Source organism: Streptacidiphilus alkalitolerans, from assembly GCF_042511045.1.
GTDB lineage: Bacteria > Actinomycetota > Actinomycetes > Streptomycetales > Streptomycetaceae > Streptacidiphilus > Streptacidiphilus alkalitolerans.
Genome location: NZ_JBHEZX010000002.1, coordinates 548,868 through 572,800, shown reverse-complemented (window position 1 = coordinate 572,800; position 23,933 = coordinate 548,868). Strand labels below are relative to the sequence as shown.

General features: G+C 71.8%; 22 protein-coding genes and 2 pseudogenes. 7 read left to right on the top strand and 17 right to left on the bottom strand.

Features of this window, described 5'->3' with window-relative positions:
• Positions 1-271: 271 nt before the first annotated feature.
• The 5 genes and pseudogenes from ACEZDG_RS06265 to ACEZDG_RS06245 form a co-directional block, all read right to left on the bottom strand.
• Positions 272-889 (bottom strand): annotated as a pseudogene (locus ACEZDG_RS06265) (right-handed parallel beta-helix repeat-containing protein); the annotation flags it as partial.
• Positions 890-1,194: 305 nt separating this feature from the next.
• On the bottom strand, positions 1,195-1,623 hold the full coding sequence (locus tag ACEZDG_RS06260; protein WP_380503530.1) for a hypothetical protein: 429 nt from the start codon (positions 1,621-1,623) through the stop codon (positions 1,195-1,197).
• Between the two features lie 141 nt (positions 1,624-1,764).
• Positions 1,765-2,796, bottom strand: coding sequence for a YihY/virulence factor BrkB family protein (locus tag ACEZDG_RS06255; protein ID WP_380503526.1), 1,032 nt, complete (start codon positions 2,794-2,796; stop codon positions 1,765-1,767).
• A gap of 171 nt (positions 2,797-2,967) precedes the next feature.
• Complete coding sequence (locus ACEZDG_RS06250) at positions 2,968-4,326, bottom strand: Cys-Gln thioester bond-forming surface protein (RefSeq protein ID WP_380503523.1); 1,359 nt, start codon at positions 4,324-4,326, stop codon at positions 2,968-2,970.
• Between the two features lie 178 nt (positions 4,327-4,504).
• Entirely contained in the window at positions 4,505-5,539 is a 1,035-nt protein-coding gene (locus ACEZDG_RS06245) for a LacI family DNA-binding transcriptional regulator (protein ID WP_380503520.1), read from the bottom strand.
• Between the two features lie 220 nt (positions 5,540-5,759).
• Here ACEZDG_RS06245 and ACEZDG_RS06240 point away from each other — a divergent pair, with 220 nt between their 5' ends.
• Positions 5,760-7,988: an RICIN domain-containing protein gene (locus tag ACEZDG_RS06240; RefSeq protein WP_380503518.1), complete on the top strand. Its 2,229-nt coding sequence runs from the start codon at positions 5,760-5,762 to the stop codon at positions 7,986-7,988.
• Positions 7,989-8,066: 78 nt separating this feature from the next.
• On the opposite strand, the gene ACEZDG_RS06235 is transcribed toward ACEZDG_RS06240, so the two are convergent.
• Positions 8,067-8,561 carry an Lrp/AsnC family transcriptional regulator gene (locus ACEZDG_RS06235; protein WP_380503515.1) on the bottom strand — a complete coding sequence of 165 codons (495 nt, stop codon included), beginning with the start codon at positions 8,559-8,561 and terminating at the stop codon, positions 8,067-8,069.
• 105 nt (positions 8,562-8,666) lie between these two features.
• Here ACEZDG_RS06235 and ACEZDG_RS06230 point away from each other — a divergent pair, with 105 nt between their 5' ends.
• Positions 8,667-9,974 carry an APC family permease gene (locus ACEZDG_RS06230; RefSeq protein WP_380503512.1) on the top strand — a complete coding sequence of 436 codons (1,308 nt, stop codon included), beginning with the start codon at positions 8,667-8,669 and terminating at the stop codon, positions 9,972-9,974.
• Positions 9,975-9,989: 15 nt separating this feature from the next.
• Here the strand turns inward: ACEZDG_RS06230 and ACEZDG_RS06225 are convergent, their stop codons facing one another.
• From ACEZDG_RS06225 to ACEZDG_RS06185, 9 genes and pseudogenes are all read right to left on the bottom strand, one after another.
• The gene (locus ACEZDG_RS06225) at positions 9,990-10,418 is read right to left on the bottom strand and encodes a GNAT family N-acetyltransferase (RefSeq protein ID WP_380503509.1); all 429 of its coding nucleotides are present in this window, start codon (positions 10,416-10,418) and stop codon (positions 9,990-9,992) included.
• Between the two features lie 48 nt (positions 10,419-10,466).
• A complete protein-coding gene (locus tag ACEZDG_RS06220; RefSeq protein WP_380503506.1) occupies positions 10,467-11,207 on the bottom strand; it encodes a class I SAM-dependent methyltransferase in 741 nt (246 codons plus the stop codon).
• A gap of 17 nt (positions 11,208-11,224) precedes the next feature.
• Positions 11,225-12,421, bottom strand: coding sequence for a hypothetical protein (locus tag ACEZDG_RS06215; protein ID WP_380503503.1), 1,197 nt, complete (start codon positions 12,419-12,421; stop codon positions 11,225-11,227).
• Positions 12,418-12,645: an acyl carrier protein gene (locus ACEZDG_RS06210; protein ID WP_380503864.1), complete on the bottom strand. Its 228-nt coding sequence runs from the start codon at positions 12,643-12,645 to the stop codon at positions 12,418-12,420. The genes ACEZDG_RS06215 and ACEZDG_RS06210 overlap by 4 nt, the downstream gene beginning before the upstream one ends.
• 81 nt (positions 12,646-12,726) lie before the next feature.
• Positions 12,727-13,113, bottom strand: a pseudogene (locus ACEZDG_RS06205) (holo-ACP synthase); the annotation flags it as partial.
• Between the two features lie 20 nt (positions 13,114-13,133).
• Entirely contained in the window at positions 13,134-14,150 is a 1,017-nt protein-coding gene (locus ACEZDG_RS06200) for an NAD(P)H-dependent flavin oxidoreductase (protein WP_380503500.1), read from the bottom strand.
• A complete protein-coding gene (locus tag ACEZDG_RS06195; RefSeq protein ID WP_380503497.1) occupies positions 14,137-14,970 on the bottom strand; it encodes a hypothetical protein in 834 nt (277 codons plus the stop codon). The genes ACEZDG_RS06200 and ACEZDG_RS06195 overlap by 14 nt, the downstream gene beginning before the upstream one ends.
• Positions 14,971-15,004: 34 nt before the next feature.
• Entirely contained in the window at positions 15,005-15,892 is an 888-nt protein-coding gene (locus tag ACEZDG_RS06190) for a diiron oxygenase (RefSeq protein WP_380503494.1), read from the bottom strand.
• Complete coding sequence (locus ACEZDG_RS06185; RefSeq protein ID WP_380503491.1) at positions 15,889-17,220, bottom strand: condensation domain-containing protein; 1,332 nt, start codon at positions 17,218-17,220, stop codon at positions 15,889-15,891. Before ACEZDG_RS06185 ends, ACEZDG_RS06190 begins: the two co-directional genes overlap by 4 nt.
• A 381-nt stretch (positions 17,221-17,601) precedes the next feature.
• On the opposite strand from ACEZDG_RS06185, the gene ACEZDG_RS06180 reads away from it, so the two are divergent.
• Entirely contained in the window at positions 17,602-19,563 is a 1,962-nt protein-coding gene (locus ACEZDG_RS06180) for an ABC transporter ATP-binding protein (protein ID WP_380503488.1), read from the top strand.
• Positions 19,560-21,338, top strand: a complete 1,779-nt coding sequence (locus ACEZDG_RS06175) for an ATP-binding cassette domain-containing protein (RefSeq protein ID WP_380503485.1) — start codon at positions 19,560-19,562, stop codon at positions 21,336-21,338. The genes ACEZDG_RS06180 and ACEZDG_RS06175 overlap by 4 nt, the downstream gene beginning before the upstream one ends.
• Before the next feature lie 22 nt (positions 21,339-21,360).
• On the opposite strand, the gene ACEZDG_RS06170 is transcribed toward ACEZDG_RS06175, so the two are convergent.
• Complete coding sequence (locus ACEZDG_RS06170) at positions 21,361-21,537, bottom strand: hypothetical protein (RefSeq protein WP_380503483.1); 177 nt, start codon at positions 21,535-21,537, stop codon at positions 21,361-21,363.
• Between the two features lie 197 nt (positions 21,538-21,734).
• Between ACEZDG_RS06170 and ACEZDG_RS06165 the strand changes: the two genes are divergently transcribed.
• From ACEZDG_RS06165 to ACEZDG_RS06155, 3 genes are read left to right on the top strand one after another with little or no spacing between them, the layout of a single operon-like run.
• Positions 21,735-21,899, top strand: coding sequence for a hypothetical protein (locus ACEZDG_RS06165; protein WP_380503479.1), 165 nt, complete (start codon positions 21,735-21,737; stop codon positions 21,897-21,899).
• 1 nt (position 21,900) lies between these two features.
• Positions 21,901-22,191, top strand: coding sequence for a Tn3 family transposase (locus ACEZDG_RS06160; RefSeq protein WP_380503861.1), 291 nt, complete (start codon positions 21,901-21,903; stop codon positions 22,189-22,191).
• A 51-nt stretch (positions 22,192-22,242) separates the two neighbouring features.
• A complete protein-coding gene (locus ACEZDG_RS06155) occupies positions 22,243-22,605 on the top strand; it encodes a hypothetical protein (RefSeq protein WP_380503476.1) in 363 nt (120 codons plus the stop codon).
• 61 nt (positions 22,606-22,666) lie between these two features.
• Here the strand turns inward: ACEZDG_RS06155 and ACEZDG_RS06150 are convergent, their stop codons facing one another.
• Positions 22,667-23,791 (bottom strand): DUF6183 family protein, encoded by a 1,125-nt coding sequence (locus ACEZDG_RS06150; RefSeq protein WP_380503473.1) that lies wholly within the window; start codon positions 23,789-23,791, stop codon positions 22,667-22,669.
• Between the last annotated feature and the right edge of the window lie 142 nt (positions 23,792-23,933).

Below are 23,933 nucleotides of genomic sequence, written 5' to 3'. Positions count from 1 at the left end.
CGCCGGTGGAGGTGTTGGAGCCGGTGACGGTGTTCTTGGCGGCGCACTTGGCGTTGTCGGTGACGTTGATCCCGTAGCCGGGCGCGCTGCCCAGGGTGAACCTGTTGCCGCTGAAGGTGTTCCCGCAGCCGTAGCCGGCGTAGACGTTGTGGACCTGGAAGCCGTCGGTGTAGGGGTGGCTGACGGTGTTTCCGCTGACGGTGTAGCCGTCGCCCTTGACGTCGATGGTGGAGTCGCCGGAGTTCTGGTTCTTCTCGCCGGTGCCGTCGAAGGTGTTGCCGCTGACGGTGCCGCCCTTGGTGCCCTCCTTGATGTCCAGTCCCTCGGCCGCCACGTTCGGGCCGATCCTGTTGTTGAGGACCTGGACGTAGTCGGAGGCGTCCACCCCGGTGGGCCCGGCGTACTGGCCCCAGTTGCTGTTGGCCGAGCCGACGTAGACGCCCTCGCCGTAGGACGGTTCGCTGGTGCCGGTGTCGTGGACGCTGGAGTTCTTGATGACCCCGTAGGCGCTGCCGGAGCGGAAGTGCACGCCCTCGTAGCCGATGTTGTGGACCGACAGGCTGTCGATGGTGACATGGCTGGAGGCGTCCAGGACCACGCCCTTGCTGGAGTTGTCGACGGTGAAGCCGGTCAGGTGCCAGTACGGGGCGCCCTTGAGCCACAGGCCGTAGCCGTTGCCGCCGGAGGAGGTCAGCACCGCGCCCGAGCCGCCGGTCAGCGTGATCGGGGCGGCGGAGGTGCCGGCCGCGGTGATCTTGAACTGGCCCGAGTAGGTGCCGTTGGCCAGTCTGATGGTGCCACCGGGCTTGGCCGCGGCGAGCGCGGCCTTGAGCTGCGCGGAGGTGGAGACGGTGGTGGTCGTCGCCTGGTGGGAGCCGGTCGCGGCCATCGCCTGTATGCCGGTGAGGACCAGGGCGCCGGCGGCGAGGGCCGAGCCTCCGACGATCACCGCGGGGTGCTTGGCCTTGGTCCTGCGACGCCGCAGGCCGTGTGCACGAGGGGCCATGAGGGGGTGTCTCCTGTGAGGGTTCGTCAGCATCGAGAAAGGGCTTCCATGTTTAGGAAGCTTTCCTAACGTGAATGCTGGCGATCCTTTCCTGCCCCAGATGCCCCGTCAAGCCACGACTGCCCCAGGCGGAAACCCATAGCCGGGCATACGGCCGCCTTGAGGCGGGCTTAGGGATTGACGGGAAGTCAGTACGCCCTGAGCGTCGGCAGCGCGGGAGTGTGCCGACGTGGGTGCTCCTCGGCCAGGGCCCGGGTGGCGGTGAGCCGGCGCCCCGCGCAGACCCGGCACCATCGCAGGCCGGCACCAACTGCGAGGGTGGGCCGGTCACAGTGGCACTCGTCGCAGTACCGGTGGCCGGCGGGCTGGTCCCACTCCTGGGCGTCCAGGAGGGCCCGATCCTCGGAGTGCAGGATCCCGGTCTGCAGTGCGGCCAGGCGGGACGCCTCGCGGGCCGTGCGGGTGGCCGACTCGACGGCGCTGAGGTCGGCCAACAGTCGCCCGTAGCAGCCCGGATGGTCCTGCGCCGCGCGCCGGCCCCCGCGCTCGCCCCGTAGCGGCCCCGCAGTCTGCTCGGGGCAGTAGCCGCAGTCCCTCTTCTGCACGGCGATCGCCATCCTTGCCTCCGGGTCTCCTGTGAGCAGCAGCCAGCACAGGTATTCGGAGCCGAGCGGCAAAAGGATTGGCCCCGGTCGTCGCTCAATGGAGAGCCGGGAGCAGGCCGGGCGTGCAGCCTGCGATCCCGACGCCGGGGCTGCTCAGGTGGCCGGCGTCGGGCCGGTCGGCTCTTCTTCTTCCGGGGCTGCCGGGGGCGGGGGCTGGTCGAACTGGACGCGGATGTCCTCGTAGGGCTTGTAGGACTCGGTGGTGGCGTAGGAGGTGTAGGCGCGCTTGTCCGCGCCGGTGAGGGTGATGTCGTCGGTGAAGGGGGCGAGCAGGTTGCGGGGCCAGAGGCGGCGGGAGCGGACCGTGGCGCTCTGCGCGCACAGGATGAAGGTCATCGCCCCGAGGTAGAGCCAGGTCAGCAGGCCCAGCACGATGGCGAACATGCCGTAGGTGGCGGTGGCGCCGCGCAGGGTGTGGCTCACGCTGTAGGTGCTGGCGGCGAGCAAGCCCTGCCAGACCACCGCCCCGGCCAGGGCCTCGGGCCACAGCTGCGCCCGGCTCAGCACCCGGGCCGTCAGCACCCGGTAGGTCAGCATCAGCAGGGCCGAGTTGAGGGCCACCGAGAGCGCGACGGCACCGATCCGCGCCGCCCAACTGATGTCGACGCCGAAGACGTGCGAGGTGGCGGCCAGGGCCGCCAGGCCGCTGGTGAGCACGACGCCGACGCCGAGCATGGCCAGCAGGATCAGACTGCGCAGCCGGCCCTTGAGCGGGTTGGGGCGGCGGTAGTGCGGCACGGCCCAGATCCGGTTCAGGGCGTTCTGGGCCGCCTGGGCGATGCCGAGCGCGCCGTAGACGCTGCCGAGGACGCCCACGGCGAGGGCGAAGGAATTGCCGTGGAAGGAGTGGATGTTGGCGCCCAACTGGTCCCCGACGACCGGGAACTGGCCCAGTGCCGAGTTCAGCACCTGCTGCTGCAGCCGGGGGTTCCCGTGCAGGGCGAAGCCGAGGCCGGTGGTCAGCAGCAGGAGCAGCGGGAACAGCGACACGAAGCCGTAGTAGGTCAGCAGGGCGGCCTGGTAGGTGCCCTGGTCCTCGACGAACTTGTAGAGCACGGCCAGCGGCATACCGAGCCAGCGGTGGCGGCGCTGGTAGCCGTCAAGGCGGTTGGTGAAGGTACGCAAGGGCCCGGTCCTGTCGTCGGGGGTCGGAGGGACGCCGGCCGTGCGGCCCCCGGGTCCTGCGCCTGCCCGGGACGCATCCGGGTATGTGCGCAGCCGGTCTTCGAGGCGGAGACACCACCGGCCCCGCCGCGGGTGCGGCGGGGCCGGTGGGCACGTCAGCGCACGCGGGCATCAGCCCGCGTGCGAGCCGCGCTGCTTGCGGAGGAAGAGCACCACGCCGCCGCCGATGACCACGAGGGCCGCGCCGACACCCGCGATGATCGGGGTGCTGCTGCTGGCACCGGTCTCGGCCAGGCCACCGGTCGCGGAGGGCGACGGGGTCGCCGCGGCCGAGACGGAGGAGGAGGCAGAGGCCGAGGCCGTCGCCGTGTCCGACGGGGTGGCGCTGGGCGTCCCGCCGCCGCCGGTGGGCTGGCACTTCAGCGCGCCGGTGAAGGACTTGCTGAAGCCGTTCGGGCCGGTGACGGTGACGTTGTAGGTGTCACCCTCCTTGACCGGAACCAGCACGGTCTCGCTGGCGCCCGGCGCGACGGTGACGGACTTGTCGCCGATCTGCGCGGTCCAGGGCTGGTCGCCGCCGTTGGTCACGGTGACGTCCAGGCCGCCCTGCTTGCAGTCCTCGGTGGCGTTGGCCGCCGGGACCGGGCCCTTGGGTGCCCACTGCGCCGTGGCAGCGGCGTTGACCTGCACCGGAGCGGTCCCGGCCAGGATCATCGTCTGGCTGTTGCCCTTCAGCGCCTTGAACGCGCGACCGACCGGAAGGCTGGTCGTGGTCGAGGCGCTGAGCTGCGCGGTGCCCGCGTCGGCGCCCGCGGGCACCTTCACGTACAGCTTGTCGTTGTTGCCCGCGCTGGTGACGGCCTGGCCGTTGCCGTCGACGAGCTGGACGCCGCTGGGCGCGGTGAACTTGAGGTCGACCGACTTGGCGTTGGTGGTCACCGTGATCGGTCCGAGCTTGTCGCCGCTCTGGCCCGCGACCGAGGCCGGGGAGAGGGCCAGCGAGGGAGCGGGCTCGGAGACGTTGGTGGCGTTCTGCTCCAGCCAGTTGGCGACCGCCGTGGTGGTGCTGTCCTTGCTGGTCGCGTCCGTCTTGTCGGAGAAGTGCCAGATCGCGATCTGGGTCGCCGCCGCCGCCTCGTCCTGGGACAGGTTGCCGACACCGGCCTCCTTGGCCAGGTCGGACGCGCTGAGCACCGGGTAGCTGTGCTCCAGGATCCACTGGATCTTGCCGCGGTCCGGGTTGTCCGAGAGCACGGACTGGTCCCAGCCGGTCTCCTGGTACTTCACCCCGGAGCGCGTGCCGTGGTAGAGGTCGATGCAGTAGACCTCGAGGCTCTGGCCGTCCTCCTTGAGCGCCACCGTACCGGCCGCACCCTGCCCCTCGTGGGGGATGTTCACGGTCTGGCCGTGCAGCACGTTGCCGAGCGTCGCGACCGCGCTGCCGTTCTGGTCGGCGGACGCCGACGTGGCCGCCGTCAGCGCACCCGCCGCGAACGCCCCCGTCGCCAGAAGTGCGGCTGCGATCCGCACGGTTCCCCGCCCTGGTATTCCGAACATGCCCTGCCTTTCGATGGTTCCAGGGGCAGCACGGCACCAGTCCCGCCCAGCCTGCTGACGCAGCTGCAGATCGTGTGCCCCCTGTGGCAAGGGCATACTAGTGGGATTTAAATGCTTTGATTACCACGGGGTAGATCCGCCGCGGTTCCACTCAGCCGGGCACACGGAATGTGCTGTCACGGACGATCAACTGGGTGGCGAGTTCGATGTGCAGGGCCTCGGCGCGGTGGCCTTCCAGGATCCGGACGAGTGCGCTGGCGGCCAGGCTGCCCATCTCCAGCAGCGGCTGCCGCACGGTGGTCAGCCGCGGGGTGGTGGCCCGGCTGACGTCGGAGTCGTCGAAGCCGACGACGGAGAGGTCCCTGGGCACCCGGAGCCCGCGTTCGGCGGCGGCCTGGAGCACGCCGACGGCGACCTTGTCGTTGAAGCAGACCACCGCGGTGGGGCGCTGCGGCAGGTCGAGCAGTTCGCCGCCCAGGGCGTAGCCGGTGGCGGCGACCGGCTCCCCGGCCCGGACCAGCGCCGGGTCGACCAGGGCGCCGACCTGGGCCAGCGCGGTGGCGTGCCCGGTCATCCGGGCGTCGGAGGCGGCCAGGGCCGGCGCGGCCGAGACCACGCCGATCCGGCGGTGGCCCAGGGCGGCCAGATGCGCGGTGGCCTCCTGGGCGCCGGCCGCGTTGGCGGCGGCGACGGAGAGCACGTCGCGCGGGACCCGGACCCGGGGGTCGATCACCGCGAACGGCGTCCCGCTGGCGCGCAGCGCCTCCAGCTCGGCGGGCTCCTCCGGCGGCAGGATCAGCACGGCGCCGGCGATGTCCCGGCGCGCGGGCAGCCGCCGGAGCACGGTGTCGTGGTAGCCGGCGTTTCCGGCGTCGAGCAGCACCTCGCGGCCGTGCACCCGCAGCGTCTCGGCGACGCTGGAGACGATCGGGCCGAAGTAGTCGGTCAGCTCGTAGGGGCAGCGGACCAGTACCGGGCCGCTGCGCGGGCGGGGCCGCGGCTGCGCGGCCGGGCTGCCGAGCTGCCCGGCGGCCTCCTGCACCCGGCGGCGGGTCTCCTCCGCGACATGGGCGCGGCCGTTGAGCGCGCGGGAGACGGTGGCGGCCGACAGGCCGAGCCGGGCGGCGAGGTCGCGGACCGTCGCGCCACTGCCCGCGGGGCTGCTGGTCTGCTGCACGTGTTCCACGGTCCCGAGCATAGACCAGGGCTGACATGCGGCGATGTGCGGACATCTTGACACGTCCGGAACAGACTGCTTGGGTGTGCGCAACACCTGTTCCAGAGAGCGCTCTATCAGACATTTTCGCAGGCGGGGGCCAGTAAATGATCTGTACAAGATGTGCATCGACGGACGTTGTTGCTCTTCATGTTTCAGAAACGCAATCCATCCGTTGCGAAGGGGCAGCATGAAACATCTCAGGGGACTGGCCGGTCCCGCCGCGGCCACGGTGCTCATCGCCGGCGCGCTCACGGCCGTCGGCATGACCAGCGCCCAGGCCGCCGTCTCGACCTCGTCCTGGTACAACCTGGTGGCGAACAACAGCGGCAAGTGCGTGGACGCCGCTGCCGCCAGTACCGCCAACGGGACCGCCGTGCAGCAGTACACCTGCAACGGCACCACTGCCCAGGAGTGGGGGTTCCGCGCGGGCGCCGACTCCGGCTACTACGAGATCGTCAACTTCAACGGCGCGCAGCCGGCCGTCGACGTGGACGGCCCGTCCACCGCGAACGGCGCGGTGATCCACCTGTGGGCCAACGGCGGCTACAGCAGCCAGGAGTGGCAGCCGGTGCTGGAGAGCAGCGGGCGCTACCACTTCGTCAACCACAACAGCGGCCTGTGCCTGGACGTGCCCAGCGCGTCCACGGCCGACGCGGTGCAGCTGCAGCAGTACGCCTGCAACGGCACCGCCGCGCAGTCCTTCGCGCTGAACACCGTGGGCGGGGGCGGCGGCACCACCCCGCCGAGCAACCCCAACAACCCCGACCTGGGGCCGAACGTCAAGATCTTCGACCCGTCGATGTCGGCCTCCTCGATCCAGTCGACCGTCAACTCGGTCTACAGTTCGCAGCAGTCCAACCAGTTCGGCACCAACCGCTACGCGCTGCTGTTCAAGCCCGGCAGCTACAACGTGGACGTCCCGGTCGGCTTCTACACCCAGGTCGCCGGCCTCGGCGCGTCCCCCGACGACGTCTCGCTGACCGGCGGCGGCGTGCACGTGGACGCGGCCTGGTCCGGCGGCAACGCGACCCAGAACTTCTGGCGCGACGTGGAGAACCTCTCCGACACCCCGAGCTCGGGGACGCTGGAGTGGGCCGTCTCGCAGGCCGACCCGTTCCGGCGGGTGGACGTGCACGGCAACATGACCCTGGACGACTACACCTCGGGCAACAGCAGCAGCAACTGGTCCTCCGGCGGCTTCATCGGCGACTCCCGGGTCTCCGGCCAGCTCAACTCCGGTACCCAGCAGCAGTTCCTGACCCAGGACACCAGCATGGGCAGCTGGGCCGGATCCAACTGGAACATGGTCTTCGTCGGCGACAACGGCGCCCCCGGGCAGTCGTTCCCGACCTATACCAACGTGGCGCAGACGCCGACGGTCAAGGAGAAGCCGTACCTGTACGTGGACTCCACCGGCCTGTACAACGTCGAGGTCCCGGGGCTGCGCACCAATGCCACCGGCCCGGACTGGACCGGCGGCAGCACGGCCGGCACCTCGCTGCCGATCAGCCAGTTCTACGTGGTCAAGGCCGGTGACACCGCCGCCACCATCAACGCGGCGCTGTCCTCGGGGCTCAACCTGCTGGTCACGCCCGGTGTGTACCACCTGAACGCGCCGCTGAACATCACCCGCCCCGACACCGTGGTGCTGGGCCTGGGCCTGGCCACGTTCATGCCGGACAACGGGGTCACCGCGATCACCACGGCCGACGTCGACGGCATCAACATCTCCGGACTGATCATCAGCGCCGGTACCACCAACAGCGGCACGCTGGTGCAGATCGGCCCGGCGGGCTCCTCCGCGAGCCACGCGAGCGACCCGACCACGCTGCAGGACGTGTTCTTCCGCGTCGGCGGTGACGTGGCCGGCAAGGCCACCCAGTCCCTGGTGGTCAACAGCGCCAACACCATCGGCAGCGACCTGTGGATCTGGCGCGCCGACCACGGCAACAACGGCACCTACGGCTGGGGCACCAACACGGCCGCCAACGGCCTGGTGGTCAACGGTGCCAACGTCACCATGTACGGGCTGGCGGTCGAGCACTACCAGCAGTACCAGACGCTGTGGAACGGCAACGGCGGGCGGACGTACTTCTACCAGTCCGAGATGCCCTACGACGTTCCCAACAACGCCAGTTGGACACCGGGCGGCGGCCAGAACGGCTACCCCTCCTACAAGGTCGCCAACTCGGTGACCTCGCACCAGGCCTGGGGCGTCGGCGTCTACTGCTACTTCAGCACCAACTCGGCGGTGAAGGCGGACCGCGCCATCGAGGTGCCGACCAGCGGTACCACGTTCCACGACATGGTCACGGTCTCGCTCGGCGGCACCGGCACCATCAGCCACATCATCAACAACAATGGCGGCCAGGTCTCCGGAAGTCCCACGGTGGCCTACCTGACCACGGGTCCGTGATCCTGACCACGCGCCTGTGAACCCCTGCGGGGCCCGGTCACCGGGCCCCGCAGGTCCATGTCCGGCACCGGGACGGCGTCAGCTCCTGGCCGTCCGCGCCAGGTGGTCCAGCGGCAGCGGTCCGCGGCTCAGCACCGTGCGGATGGCGAAGGTGCTGCGGGCGTCCTTGACCGACTCGATGGCCAGGATGTGGTCGAGCAGCATCCGCTCGTACGCGACCAGGTCCGGGACCACCGCCTCGAGCAGGAAGTCCGCCTCGCCGGAGACCACGTGGCAGGCGACGACGGCGGGGATGGCGATCAGCGCGGCCTCGATCTGCCGCGAGGTCTCCCGGGAGTGCTGGGTGACCTTGAGCGCGATGAACACGGTCAGCCCGAGCCCCGCGCTGGCGCGGTCGAGCTCGGCGCGGTAGCCGGCGATGATCCCGTCTCCTTCCATCGCCTTGGTGCGGCGCAGGCAGGACGAGGGGGACAGGGCGATGGCCTCGGCGAGGTCGACATTGGCGATCCGGCCGTCGCGCTGGAGCCGATCAAGGATGGCAAGATCGGTCTTGTCGTACGAAGTCTCTGGCATGAAATCAAGCCTATCCAGCTGATCGCAGAATATTCGTGCACCGAGAGGGTTCGGCGGGCGGATGTTTGCCATCGCGTGCCGCGCGTTTTGGCGCAAGCTTGTCCTATGACGAATTCACCGAGTCTGTCCACCGCCCGGGGCGCCGCCCTCTACATCGGCGCACTGCTCGGGCCCAGCGTCCTCCTCCTGCCGGGCCTGGCGGCCGACCTCGCCGGTCCCGCGTCGATCCTCTGCTGGGTCGGGCTGCTGGCCCTCTCGGCGCTGCTCGCCAGGGTGTTCACCGCGCTGGGCACGCTGCTGCCGCACGGCGGCGGGGTGGCCTCGTACGCCGAGGCCGGGCTCGGTCCGCGGGCGGGCCGCGCGGTCGGCTGGTGCTTCCTGGCCGGGGCGGTGTGCGGGGCGCCGGTGGTCTGCCTGATCGGCGGCAGCTATGTGGCGGCCCCGTTCGGCGGCGGCCGGGTGCTGAGCACCGTCGCGGCGGCGGTGCTGCTGGCCCTGGTGATCGCGCTGACCCTGGGCGGCGCGCGGACCACGACCACGGTGCAGCTGGTCCTGGTCGGGGTGCTGGTCGCCCTGGTCGCGTTCGCGGTGATCGGCTCGCTGCCCGCCGCACGGGCCGACAACTGGACGCCGTTCGCGCCGCACGGCTGGTCCGCGCTGGGCAGCGCCGCCTCGGTGCTGATGCTGTCCTTCGTCGGCTGGGAGGCCATCGCCCCGCTGACCGCCCGGCTGCGGGACCCGGGACGGCAGCTGCCGCGGGTCATCATGATCGCCTTCGCGGTGACCGCCGTGGTCTACCTCGCGCTGGCCCTGGCGACGGTCGCCGTGCTCGGCGACCGGGCCGGCAGCGTCCCGCTGGCGGACCTGCTGCGGGTCGCGGTGGGCGGGGCCGGTCCGGTGATCGCCGGCGGCGCCGCGGTGGTGCTGACGCTCGCCGCCACCAACGCCTACCTCTCCGGCGCCGCGGCCCTGGCCGCGGACCTGCGCTCGCGCCGCGGCCCGGCCCGGGCCCGGCTGGGCTCGCGCCGGCTGCAGTGGGGCATCGTGGTCACCGGGGCCGTGATGCTGACCGGCACCGGCACCGGGCTGATCACCACCGCGCAGATGGTGGCCTTCCCGACCACCCTGTTCCTGGTCGTCTACCTGGGCTGCACCGCCGCCGCCGTCCGGCTGCTGTCCGGACGCACCCGGGTCGCCGCCGCGATCTCCTGCGTCGCCGTCGCCGGTGTGCTGGCCTTCGCGGGCTGGGGGCTGCTGGCGGCCCTGGTGGTCGTCGTCCTCGGGGCCTGGGGGTCCACGGCCGACCGCAATCCGCCGCGGACGGAGGACCGCGGACTGCGGGAGCAGGTCACCGGTTCGGCCGACTCCGCGGCCGGGATGGTCGACCGCACCGAACTGCCGCTGGCCTCGTAGACCTCGAAGGGCTGGTCACTGCTCGCCGAGGGCCATCCACTTCTCGGGCGCGGCCAGGGGAGCGAAACCCACCTTGGCGTAGACGGCGTGGGCGTCCCGGGTGGCCAGCATGATCCGGCGCAGCCCGTCCGGGGCGAGGTGGTCGCCGACCGCGGCGGCCAGGGCGGTGCCCAGGCCCTTGCCGCGGGCCTCGGGGGCGATGTAGACGTCGCAGAGCCAGGCGAAGGTGGCCCGGTCGGTGACCACCCGGGCGTAGCCGAGCTGGGCGCCGGAGGCGCTGTCGTAGAGGCCGAAGTTGAGGGACCCGGCGATGGCGCGGTCCTGCTTCTCCCGCGACCGGCCGAGCGCCCAGTACGCGTCCTGCGACAGCCACCGGTGGATCAGCGCGTGGTCCAGGCGTTCGGGGTCGGTGGAGACTTCATAACCGGGCGGGAGAGCGTTCATGGCCGTATCCAAGCAGGCGGGCCGGAGGACGGGCCACTGGATTCGGCGTCAGGCCAGGACCAGCAGGTCCATCCAGCTGACGGCGGGTTCGGCGGGGTCGGCCGCCGCCGCGGCGTGCAGGGCGGCCAGGCCCCGTTCGTACTCCTCGTCGCTGAGTGCGCGGAGCTTGGAGTCGGAGGCGCGGCGCAGCCCGGCCGCGAAGGCGGCCAGGGTGGGCGCGTTCTGCTGCGGCAGGGAGCGCAGCGCGACCTGCCGGAAGCCCTCGGCGGCGAAGGCCGCGGTCACCTGTTCGACGCTGGCGTAGTCGGCGATCTGGCGGGCGGTCTCCGGGAAGAACCGGACCCGCAGGTCGCGGTCGCAGCGGCCGGGGAAGGCGTTGCGGATCAGCACCGGCGCTCCGGGCTTCAGCGCCCGCCGCAGTTCCCGGGCGGTCGCCCCGAGGTCGCTCAGATGGTGCAGTACCGAGCCGAGCCAGGCGGCGTCGGCGGCGCCGTCCGCGACCGGCAGCGCCTCGCCGGTTCCGTCGAGGACCTCGATCCCGGGTGCGACGGGGATCAGTGCCCGCATCGCCTCGGCCGGCTCGACGGCCAGCACCCGTACGCCGAACCAGTCGTGGAACGCGGCGGCGAAGGCGCCGGTCCCGGCGCCGACGTCGATCAGCGTCGCACCGGGCTTCAGCGCGGCCTCCTCGGCGACGGCCCGGCGCCAGCTGTCGAGACCGTCCCGGGGGATCTCCCGGGACGCCCGGTAGTCCGCGGCTGCCTGCTGCCCGTAGGTGTTGCCGGACATGGGTTCCTCTTTTCTGCTCAGACGAGTCGTTCCAGGACGGGGCCGAGGTCGGGCTCGGGCTCGGTGTCATCGGCTGCTCCGGTGACGGCGTAGAAGAGCCAGCCGCGCGGCGGGGCGAGGGTACCGGCCGCGAGCGGCAGGACGCCGGGGCGGCTCGCGGTCGCCAGCAGCCCGGCCTCGTCGAGGGCGTTCGCCAGCCGGGCGTAGTGCCCCTCGGCAGGGACCGGGACGAAGACCAGCCGCAGCCGCACGCCCAGGCGTTGGGCGATCAGGGCGGGGGAGAGCCGCGCGTTGACCTCCAGGACCGGGATCAGCTCGCCCGCCGTGGTCGTCATGGAGTCCACGGACAGCGGCCCGGTGTAGCCCTCGGCCGCCGCGGCGGCGGCCACCGACTCCGCGGTCTCCCGGTAGCCCGCCCGGTCCAGCCGGCTCAGCAGTTCCGGCGAGGGGGCCGCGGAGCCCCGGTAGGAGTGCCCGTTGTTGAGGATCTGCCGGACGCCGTGCCAGACCACCGCTCCGCCCCGACCCACGGTCAGATGGGCGGCGAAGTCGTCCTGACGCTCGAACAGCGGCTGCACCACCAGCTCGATCCGGTCCTGCCGCTGCTCCTGCTGCCGTCGCAGATGGCGTTCGACCATGGCGAGCCGGGCGGGGGAGTCGAGCACGATGTTGCCCTGGCCGGAGACCCCGTAGGGGTCCTTGACCACGCAGGGTCCCTGGGCGGCCTCGCGCAACTGGTCGAGTGAGGTGACGATCCGTCCGGCGCCGGGCAGGTCCAGCCGGGTGGACCAGGTCTTGGAGTTCACCAGCCGCACCGCGTCCAGCGCCGGCAGCTCCGCCTCCAACCCGCCCTGCTTGACCGCGGCGTGGGTGTCGGGGACCACCGCGTACGGCTCGGCGCGGGCGCCGGTGAGCTGGGCTTCCGGCGGCAGGCCGTGGGCGGCGAGGCGCTGTTCCACGGTCTCGGCCAGGTCGCCCGGCACCTGCAGCTGCCGGCCGCCGAACCCGGCGGCACGCAGAACCTCGCCGAACGCCGGATCCGGCCGGTGGTGGGTGAGCAGGACGTCCTCAGGCCCGCACAGCACGGCCTGGAGCTCGTCCATCCCCTGGATCAGCCGCTCGGCGTGCCGGTCCCGGACGGCGGGCAGCTGCGCCAGGCCCTCGGGGCGCCACTGCCGTTCGGCGTCGCAGCTGCCGAATCTGACCGTGGTCACGAGGAGGCCAGGAAGCGCTGCTCGATCCGCTCCAGGGTGCGGAAGTCGTCGACGCTGACCTCCTGGAGGTCGATGGTGCGGCCGGAGACCTCCTCCAGCAGGTAGATGAACTCCAGGAAGTCCAGGGAATCGATCAGCCGGCCCTCGATCAGGTCCTCCTGCGGGTCCGGCTCGCGGTCCAGACCCGGGTTCTTGGTCTGGATCCACTCGGCGATCTGCTTCATCACTGCTCCATCGGTGTCGGTGAACGGGAACGGGGAGGGGGACGGGGGAGGCGCGCCGCAGCCGAAGGCGATCGCCGCGGCCCATTCCCCCTCGTGGGTGATGCTCAGGGACCACTGCTCCACGCCGCTGGCCCGCAGCTGGCGCAGCGCGGTGCCGTGCGGGCGGACCACCGGGCTCCCGCCGGGCGCCCGGAGCACCTCGACGTCGCGGGTGAGCACCAGGCGGCCGACCGGGGTCAGCAGTTTGATGAAGGCCTCCTTGGCGGCCAGCCGGCCGGCCAGGGTGGCCGCCCCGCCGTTGCGCACGGCGGCCAGCTCCTCGCGCTCGCGTGCGGTGAAGTGGTCCGCGAGCCAGCGCGGGCCGTGCCGGTCGGCGAGGCGCTGGGCGCGCGGGATGTGCACCAGGTCGATACCGACCCGGGGCGAGGCGGGCCCGGCCGGGCCGTCCGAGGCAAGCCGCTCCAGCACGGCCCGCAGCGCCGCCCCGCTCACCGCGCCGGGACGTGCGCGGCGTCCGCGAGGGCCGCGGCGAACTCGGCGCGGAAGCGGGCCACCACCGCCGCCGCGGGCCGCACCGACCGTACGGCGGTGCAGCCGAGGCCGGCGTAGCGGGCCATCTGGTCGACCAGGCCCTCCGACTCGATGGTGGGGGCCGCCGCGGAACCGCGTGGCACCGGCCGCCGTCGGCCGGTCACGGTGGTCCAGGCGATCATCGTGGCGGGCAGCGGCTCGGGTGCGTCGGTGACCTCGCTGCGCAGCACCCGGTGCGGCCGTCCGGGCCAGCCGATCGCATAACGGTCCGTCACCACCGTTTCCTCGGCGGTGGATCGGACCAGGGCCTGCTTGTAGCGCGGATGCGCGGCGGACTCGTCCGTGGCCACGAAGGCGGTGCCGCACAGCGCGCCCGAGGCACCGGCGGCGAGCAGCTCGGCCAGTTCGGCGCCGTTGCCGACGGCACCCGCGGCGAACACCGGCGGCGCCTGGCCGTACCCGGCGAGCAACTCCCGCAGACGGAGACCGCCCAGGTGGTGCCCACCGGCTTCGACGCCCTGGAGCACCACGGCGTGCGCACCGAGGTCGGCCGCGGCGGCGGCGTCGGCGAGGGTGCCGACCTGGACCAGCAGCCGGTGGCCGGCCGCCAGTACCCGCCCGGTCGTATCGGCCGGCGGCAGGCCGTAGCTGTTGAGCACCAGCGGCCGGTCCGCGGTGTCGAGCAGCGCGGCGATCTGCTCGGCCAGGAACCGTCCGGCGACCTCGGGGATCACATTGACGCCGAAGACCGCCCGGGTGCGGGCGGCGGTGTCGGTCACCAGGGCGGCGGCCTGCTCGCCGTCGCTCTTGTAGAGGGCGACGGTGCCGAGCGCCCCGCTGTCGCTGACGGCGGCGGCCAGGGCCGGTCCGGCCACCCCGCCCATGCCCGCCTGGATCAGCGGAAAGCCGACGCCCAGCGCCCGCGCGCCGCGCTCGGCCGCGGCCCGCAGGGCCTCGGACTCAGCCGCGGACATCGCGGACCCGGTGCAGGGCGCGCTCCGGGGTGCCGTGCGCGAGCACCATGGCGTGCACCCAGCGCTCGACCCCGAAGGCGGTGCAACTGCTGTGCGCGACCGCGCCGTCGGAGGTGATGCCCAGCCGCTCGCCGAAGAAGTTGCGGTGCCGGTTGACGGAGGCGATGGCGGTGCCGTCCTCGGCCACGAACTCGTACTTCACCGGGTCGAGCGCCATCAGCTTGGCCCGGGACCCGGTGCGGTCGTAGAAGGGGTCGTTGGCCGGCTGGTAGGAGAGCACCACGCCCAGCCGGCCGGCCAGGTCCTCGATGAACTCCCGTGAGTCGAGCAGGTGTTGGCGGGCCCCGTCGGCGGTGCCCAGGTAGAGCACCTCGCGCATGTGGAAGCCCCAGAGCCGGCGCAGGCCGTCGTAGTGGTCCTCGTTGCGGAAGCAGCGGCCGATCGCGGTGAGCCGGAACTCGGGCCCGACCTCCTGTCCGGCCAGCGAGAGCAGCAGCCCGTAGCAGGTGGCGGAGGGCAGCAGGTAGCCGGTGGGGCTCACCGGCTGCTCGGCCACCTCCTTGCCGGCCGCCAGCGCGTCCACGGCCTGGTCCGGGAAGCGGGCGGCGGCGACGCCCAGGTGCGGGAAGTTGCGGAAGTAGTCCAGCCGGGCCAGCCCCTCGGCCGGCAGCAGCGGCGGTCCGACCACGGCGGGCGCGGCCAACTGCGTTGCCAGGCCGGTGAACAGCGCGTCCAGTTCGTGCAGCAGCGCGGCCCGGTCGGGGTCGAGCACCACCAGGCCGGGGCCGGGGTTCTGGAGGGTGAGGCTGAGCGTTGCCATGCGGGGAGTCCTCGTCCTGTTGTCGGTGCCGGGATCAGACGGTGCGCTGCTCGAACACGCCGATCCGGCGGTAGAAGGTGTCGGTGCGGGCGGTGATCGACGCGTGCACGGCGCTGCGGGCGGGGTCGGCGACGACCTTGGCGCGGAAGGCGAAGGGGTCGGGGATGCCCGCGTCCCGGTAGGCCTCCACGCTGTAGAGCTGCTGGATCGAACTGGCGAGGTACTTCTGCACGTACTGGCGGGCCGTCGCCAGTTCCCGTTCGTCGCCGGACTCGCGCAGCCGCTCCCACAGGGCGCGGACCAGCTGGGCGCCGAAGGCGATGTGCCGGGACTCGTCCTGGTGGTGCACCCGGTTGATGGCCCGGATGGTCTCCGGCAGGGCGGCGTCGGCGGCCATCCGGCTGTTGAAGTGGTCCACGATCTGCTCGAAGATCAGGATGCGGCTGAACACGATGAAGTTGTCCAGCATCGCGGAGTGCTTCTCGGCCGGGAAGGCCATCGCCCGGTTGGGGAACAGCCGCCCGCCGTAGCGCAGGCAGAACTCGGCGAAGAACCACATGTGCTCGTTCTCCTCGCCCAGGAAGTGGTGGAAGAACGGAGTGGGGATCTCGTAGCCGGGGGCGTGGATCCGCTGCACGACCTCCTGCAGCAGCTCGCGGATGCCGTGCACATTGAGGCTGTAGAAGTTGATGCTCTCCCACTTGGACAGGGCCAGGTACTGCTCCCGGTCCAACTCGGCGGCTGCCGCGGTGCCGTGCACGGTGAGCAGGTCCTCGCTCATCCACAGCGCGCCCTCGGGGATGCGCTCGGGCCAGTCGAAGGTCTGGTACGGGTTGTAGTAGTCGTTCTCGGCCGCGGCGGTCAGCCTGCGCACGGCGGTGGCGACCTCCTCGTCCCAGACGGGGGTGGCGGCGGTGGTCATCGCGGGTCCTCTCCAATGTGCGGGGCGGCGGCCCGGAAGTCGGCCAGGGCGAGCGGGCCGTCGGCGCTGTCGACCAGCAGCGACTCGAAGCAGCGCAGCAGCCGGTCGATGTCCGGTTCGGGGATCAGGTCGGTGTCGGCCATCAGGTAGAGCAGGCAGCTGCCGGGCGCGTAGGTGGTGTGCACGAAGAAGACGGCGTCCTGGCGCTCCCAGGAGCCGACGAAGGAGACCTCGGTCTTCTCCGCGAGCGCCCGCAGCGCCCCGGTGCTGCCGTCGGTGGCCGGCAGGTCCTCCCAACGGTCCTGCATCCGCTTGTCGTTGAAGAAGCAGCCGAGGTTCAGTTGCCCGTCGCTGCGCTCTTTCGCCTGCTCCAGCACCTGGTCCACGGCCAGCGGGTCGTAGGCGGCGTGCCGGTAGGCGTTCATCCCGGCCAGGAAGGCGCGCTTGACGGCCTGGTCGAAGTCGCCCTCGCCGACCTGCAGGGCGAACAGCGCGTTCTCGGCCATCGCGGCGACCAGTCGGCGGCTGCGCCCGTCGTGCCGGTTGACGGCGATGAGCTGCAGCGGGACCGTCCCGTGCCCGGTGTACGCGCCGAGCACGGCGGCGGTGGCGGCCAGCAGTACGGTGCCGGTGCTGACCTGGCAGCGCTCGGCCAGCGCGGTGGCGGCGACCGCGGTGGCGGGGGAGTCCATGCCCAGCCGGACGAAGCGTCCGGGCCGTCCCTCGTCCCCGACCGGCGGGAATACGGTCGGCGGGACGGTGAGCAGGGTCCGCCGCCAGTACTCCACCGAGGCCGCGCCGCGCGCGGCACCCGGGCCCTCGGTCTCGAAGCGGGCCTGGTCCAGCGGCTGCCAGTCCGGCGGTTCGGCGGCCTGCCCCCGCAGCAGCAGGTCCAGGTCCTGCAGCAGTTCGCGCACGCCCCAGAAGTCGACCCCCAGATGCGAGAAGACCAGGACGGCGAAGGCCGGACGGTCCTGCTCCAGCACCAGGGCGCAGCGGAACGGCCACTCCTCGGCATGCCGGAAGGTACGGCCGACCAGGGTGCGTCCGAGTTCCTCGGCCACCTCCTGCGCCGTGCCGGCCGGGGCGGCGACCAGTTCGACCGGGAGGGTCCCGGAGGCGGCGACGGTCTGCACCCAGCCCTCGTCGGACTCGTGGAAGCGGGTCCGCAGGGCCTCGTGCCGGGAGAGCAGCGCCTCGAGCCCGGCGACGACCTGATCCGTCGTCAGTTCGTCGGGGAGCGGTACGGTCCGGCGGATGTTGAAGTAGTGCGCCCCTTCGTCGAGCCAGCGGATGGACTTCCAGATGGCGCGCTGCCCCCAGGTCATGGGGGAGCTTTCGGAACGGTTTCCCTGGAACGTCAGCGAGCGGGCACCGAGGTGCTCCATTCCCGGATTCCTCACGTCGGGCGCCGCGGAGACGCGGCGCGGAGAGCGGACGGTGCGGCGTGGTGCCGACTTGCCGGGGCTGTGCCCGGCCTGGCTCGGGGCAGGACGTTAGCCACAACGGCTCGGAATTGTCTAGACCTATCCAGTGGGTGGAACAGGTGATGGCCGCTTTGTCCACAACTCCTGTACGAACAGCAGGAAAATTCTTGACGCACTCATTGGTCTAGGCCAGACTCGGCACGGCTCACCCCGGGGGAGGACGGCGCAGCCACACCACCTCGGTGTTCGCCGCATCCGACCGACTTGGAGGAGCCCTCCGCCATGCCGTCCACCAGGCCCGCCACGGGCCCGGGCCCGATCCGGCGCCGCGCCGGCCGATGGGTCGCCACCTGGCGGCTGCTGCGGCACGCCGCTCCGCTCACCCTGGCCGCAACTGTCCTGCTGCACCTGGCCGTCGGCCTGCTCCCGGTCGGCTTCATCCTGGCCACCAGTACCCTGATCTCCCGCATCCCCGGCGCTCTGTTGCAGGCCCACCGGGCCGGGGGCGCGCCCTGGGCCGCGGTCGGCACCGCGCTGCTGCTCGCGGTGGGGGCGTTCGTGCTGCAGCAGGTGCTGGCCCCGTTCCAGTCCGCACTGGGCGAACTGGTGACCCGTCAGGTCGACGGGGCCTGTATCGCCCGGCTGATGGGCTGCGCGCTGACCGACCTGCCGGTGGCCGAACTGGAACGGCAGGAGGTGCTCGATGTGCTGTCCGACGCCCGGAGCGGGTTCGAGCGCACCGTCCCCACTCCGGGCGACGCCGCCGCCGGAGCGCTGGCACTGATCGCCCGCTACAGCCAACTGGTCGGTGCCGCAGCCATGGTGGGGTTTGTGCTCGGCCCCGGCCCGGGCCTGCTGGTTGCCCTGACCGCCCTGGTCATCCGCTTCGGGCAGCGCGGATCGCTCAGCCGCTTCGGCGCCGTCCGCGCGACCATGGCCGGGCAGCGCCGCCGGCTTTCCTATCTGCGCCGCACCGCCTCGGGACCGGCGCTGGCCAAGGAGGCCCGGGTGCTGGGCCTGGTGCCCTGGCTGCGCGAACGGCACGGCGCCGAGGCCCGCGGCTACCTGCGGCCGCTCTGGGCGATCCGGCGCAGGCTGCTGTTCTGGCCGTTCGTCGCCCTGGCCGTGGTCGGCCTGCTCGGCGGCGGCACCGCGCTCACCGTCCTCGCCACCGGCGGCGCGCACGGTTCGCTGACGCTGCTGCAACTCTCCGCGGCGCTGCAGGCCGTACTGGTCCCGTTGCGCTTCGGGGTGTACTTCCCCGAGAGCGACATGCAGACGCTCTACGGCCTGGCCGCCTACGACGCCCTCGCCCGGCTGGAACAGGTCGCCGCCGACCACCGGGCCACCGAACTCCCCTCCCCGCAGGGCGTCGTCTCGGCGCAGGGCGTCGTCTCCGCGCAGGGCGTTGTCTCCCCGCAGGGCGTCGTGCCGGACGGAGCGATCCGCTTCGAGAAGGTGGGGTTCCACTACCAGGACGGGTCCCGCGCCGTCCTGCGCGACCTCGACCTGGAACTCGCCCCGGGGAAGTCCACCGCCGTCGTCGGCCTCAACGGCGCGGGCAAGACCACCCTGGTCAAACTGCTGGTGCGACTGCACGAGCCCACAGCGGGCCGGATCACCGCGGGCGGAACCGACCTGGCCACCGTCCCGGCCGCCGCCTGGCACCGGCGGATCGCGGTCATCTTCCAGGACTTCACCCGCTACCACCTCACCGCCGCCGAGAACATCGGCATGGGCCGACCTGACCTGATGGACGACCGCGCGGCCCTGCGCGCCGCCGCCGAGAGCGCCGGGGCACTGGAGGTCCTCGACGGACTGCCGCACGGCCTGGACACCGTCCTCAACTCCCGCTACCAGGACGGAACCGACCTGTCCGGCGGGCAGTGGCAGCGGATCGCCCTGGCCCGGGCGATGCTGGCGCTGCGCTCCGGCGCCTCGCTGCTGATCCTCGACGAGCCCACCGCGCAACTCGACGTCCGGGCCGAGGCCGCCTTCTTCGACCGCTTCCTGGACCTGACCCGGGGTGTCACCAGCGTCATCGTCGCGCACCGCTTCTCCAGCGTGCGGCGCGCCGACCGGATCGTGGTCCTCGCCGACGGCGCGGTCGCCGAGACCGGTACGCACCAGGAACTGATGGAACGCGGCGGACGCTACGCCGACCTGTTCCGGCTCCAGGCCGAGCGCTTCGCCCAGGAGTCCGAGGCCGAATCCCTGACCAGCACGGACGGAGCAACCCGATGAGCACCCTGGCCCTTGGCGTGCGGAACCTGCTGCTGCTGGCCCACCGGGTGGACCGCCGTCGGCTGCTGCGGGCCTCGGCGATGCTGGCCGTGGGCTTCCTGTCCACGCCGCTGATCGCGCTCTGCCTCAAGTCGCTGACCACCGCCGCCATCCGGCACCGGACCGGCACGGCCGTCCAACTCGGCCTGGCCACAGCCCTGCTGCTGGTGCTGGAACTGATGATGAACCACTTCGCGCACCTCACCTACTTCGAACTCGGCGACCTCAGCGAGGTCGAGCTGCAGAACGAGCTGATCACACTCGCCCACGGCAGCCCCGGCCTGGAGCGCCTGGACACACCCGCCTACGCGGACACCCTGGCGCTGGTCCGCGAAGAACTCCCGCGCACCCGTGCGTCGTTGGAGGCGGTGCTGCAAATCGGCGGGCTGGCCCTGCAGATGGGGCTGACCGCGGTGCTGCTCGGTCTGCTCGACCCCTGGCTGCTGCTGCTTCCACTGGCCGGAGCCGTCCCGGTGGCGGCCGGCAACGCCGCGCAGCGGCTGGTCGACCGGGCGAAGGAGCGCTGCGCCCCGCTGGTCCGGCTCGGGCACCACCTGCTGGAGACCGCGACGGTCCACGCCTCCGCCAAGGAGGTCCGACTGGCGGGAGCGGACCGGATCCTGATCGACCGTCACCTGCGGGACTGGGAGCGCACCACGGCCGTGCAGTGGCGGGCCGGGGCCTCGGCGGCGCTGCTGCGGGCCGCCGGGCAGCTCACCTTCGCCGCGGCCTACGGCGGCGCGGTCTACCTGGTGGTCCGTCAGGCCCTGCACGGCGGCGCCGGTCTCGGCGACGTGATCCTGGTGATCACGCTCGCCGCCCAGGTGTCCTTCCAGGTATCCACCGCGCTCGGCCTGCTGACGATCCTTCAGGGAGCCGGCCGCACCATGGAACGGCTCGGCGAACTGCGGGCCACGGCGTCCGTGGCCACGGTCGGCGCGGCTGACGTCCCACTGGTGCTCAGCCGCGGCATCCGACTGGAGCAGGTCGGCTTCCGCTACCCGGACAGCGACCGTCCGGTCCTGGACGAGGTCACCCTGGACATCCCGGCCGGCACCGCGCTGGCCGTCGTCGGCGAGAACGGCGCAGGCAAGAGCACCCTGGTGAAACTGCTGTGCGGGCTCTACCGACCGACCACGGGCCGGATCCTGGTGGACGGGGTGGACCTCGCCGACTGCGACCCGGCAGCGTGGCAGAGCCGGGTGTCCACCCTGTTCCAGGACTTCGTCCGGCTGGAGCTCAGGCTCCGCGACAACACCGGCATCGGCGACCTCTCCCGCATCAACGACGACACCGCCCTGCGCCGGGCCATTGACGCCGCCGAAGCCGACCCGGTGCTGGCCCAGGTGCCCGGCGGCCTGGACGGGCTGCTCGGGCGCAGCTACGGCGACGGTGCGGAACTGTCCGGCGGCCAGTGGCAGAAGCTCGGCCTGGCCCGGGCGCTGCTGCGCCGCCGTCCGCTGCTGCTGGCCCTGGACGAGCCGGCCTCCGCGCTGGACGCCACCGCCGAACACGCCCTGTTCACCCGCTTCGCGGGCCTGGTCGCCGAGGCCCGCGCGGAGACCGGAGCGGTCACCCTGCTGGTCTCGCACCGCTTCTCCACGGTGCGGATGGCCGACCTGATCGTGGTCCTCGACCACGGGCGGATCGCCGAGTCCGGCAGCCACGCCGAGCTGGTCGCGGCCGACGGCCTCTACGCCGAGCTGTACGGACTGCAGGCCCGCGTCTACGCCTGACGCGGGCTAGGCCTGACGCGGGCTACGCCCGAGTTTCGTCCCGTCCCCGCATACTGCTGACGATGGCGTAGAGGGTGTACAGCGGCACCGCGACCGCCATCAGGACCAGGAGACCGCAGAACACCGCCAGGGTGACCTTCCCGGTGACGTCCACCACCGTTCCCAGCAGGTCGCCCAATGTATTCAGCAGGCTGTTCATCTGCGTGCCCTCCTCGAACCGGGTCGAACACCCTCACCGTACGCCCGCCCCACCCGCCGGCCGCCACCGGCCCGGGCGTGTCGGCCGTGTGCTCGTATGACTGCCGCTACCGGACACGTAGCTCTGTGAAGCCGATCTTGGGGTTGGCCGTCCCGGGTTCGAGCGTTTCGCCCGCACTCTGATGTGCGCGCGTCACCTTGGTCGCTTTCGGTGCGACCGAGAAGGGACGGCTGCGGAACGAGTCTGGGGCGAACCGGCTGGGCTTCGCGATGCTGCTGAAGTTCTTCGAGGTCGAGGCGCGGTTCCCGGAGTCGGCCGAGGACGTTCCGGCGGCTGCGCACCTGTTCGTGAACCGGGTCTGACCTGACCGGCGCGGACAAGGAGAGCCAGGAGGTCGGCATGCTGGTGCTGCACCTGCTCCAGTCCGCCCTGGTCCACGTCAACACCCTGCTGATGCAGCAGGTCCTGGCCGATCCCAAGCGGGCGCACCGGTTCACCGACGCCGCCCGCAGGGGCCTGTCGCCGCTTTTCTGGACCCACGTGAACCCGTACAGCAGGTTCGAGATGGACATGAACAGCCGCCTCGATCTCAGTGCCGCCGTACCCATTCCGGCCCAACGGACGGGCGAACCGCAGCCGTCCGCCACAGGGTGAGGCAGCGAAACCTGTTGGCCCATGACAATGCGTCGCCGGTACGGTCAGTCCGTGTGCACCTATGCCTTCGTCCACTACAAGCTGCACTACGCCTGCGTGTCGTGCCGGATCAGCTTCAAACGGCATCCCGGCGAAGCCGGACACACGTGCCCGCGCTGCACCGGGCCGCTGCTGTGTGCCGGCCACGACTTCGCGGCACCCCGACGCAGCAATCGGAAGGCATGGTCGGTCGTCGCCGTGGTCCTGAACGCCGGGCTGCGCTACGAGGGCTTCGAGCCATGCGGTTGCGGGCGGGACTCGAAGTTCCGCCCCCGTACCCGTGCCCAACTGCACGCCCGCCGCAGGGTCGCCGCTCGCACCGGCGCCCCGCTCGCCGAGCTGCTCGGCCAGGCTGACCCGCTGGAGGCGCGCTGATCCCCACAGGGTTCGCGCAGTTCACTTGGCCCGGCTCCTCGACGCACGAACAGCTGCCGACTCAGTCGGTGTCGGTCGCAGCGAGCACGGCCAGGCGCCGTCGGCCCGGGGAGAGCGCGGCCAGACCAATGTCCCAGGCCACTTGCTCGAACCATTTGGTGTCGGCGCCGAAGCCGTGCCAGACGCAGTCCAGTACGTGTGTCTCGACCTCAGCAGCGCTGGTTCCTTCCGGGCTTCCGGCCAGCGCGGCCAGGGACTGCCAGGCCGCCAGACGGCCGTAGGCACCGTAGGAGCCCGAGTTGTACGCCCCTCCCGTTGACGCCGCGGCGAAGAGTACCCGCCATGCCTGGGCCGGCGGACGGACAGCAACTGACAGAGGGGTCTTCTTCCCCACCCCGTGCAGACACTCCAGCCCCAGTGCCAGGAGTACGGCCGGGACGGACTCGGCGTCCAGGGGTTCGGCGAGGTCGAACGCGCGCGCCTCGATGCGTCCGTTGGACTCCTTGGCCCAGTTCGCCACGGCCGTGCCCATCGCGGTGGCGGTGGCCGGGGTAGTCGTCTCTTCCGCCGCCGGCACACGCGCGTCGGCGTCCACCGCCAGTTCGCGACTCTCCGATGGTCCGTACGGCATCGCGTGACTACTGCCGCGGACGCTGTAGCTCGGCAGATCCGCGCCCTCCTCCATACCGGACCGCATCAGGGGCAGCCAGCCCAGCGGGTGATGACTCCAATGCGGCGACGTCGCCCAACCCGCGATCCCCGGCACCTCCCCGACGACCACACCCCTGAGAACCAGCTCATGGACCAGACAGGCCCGAAGCTCCTCCGAAGCCCGGCCGGTGAACGCCGCAGCCAGGTCCGCCGCCTCATGACTGGAAGCCAGCAACGAGGCCGTGTAGCGATCCAGCTTCCTGCCGGTGACCTCAGCCGAGGAGAGCAGCCGCAGCGCCTGGGTGACATTGTCGGGGCCGGCGGTGGTGGCCAACAGCCGAAGCAGATGGTCGAAGACACTTCGGTACTGCCACATCTGCCCCCCGGTGCCGTACGTGCTGGCGAGAGCGATGCCAAGGTCAGCAGCAAAGGCAGCATCCCCTTGTGCTACCCGGCCATCGGCCTCCGCCCACACGCCGGTGACATTGGCCAGCTCTGGCAATCCCGTCACGATCTTCTGTATCTGATCAGCCACGCCCCGAGCCTACGCACCCGGCCACCCCCCCACATCTCATAAACGACCCTCTCCGGGAGCAAGATCGGAAAGGGTCGCCAGGGGCGGCCGGGATGCCTGATCGGTTCTCAGAACCCGTTCTCACTCAAGTGACACCGGACCC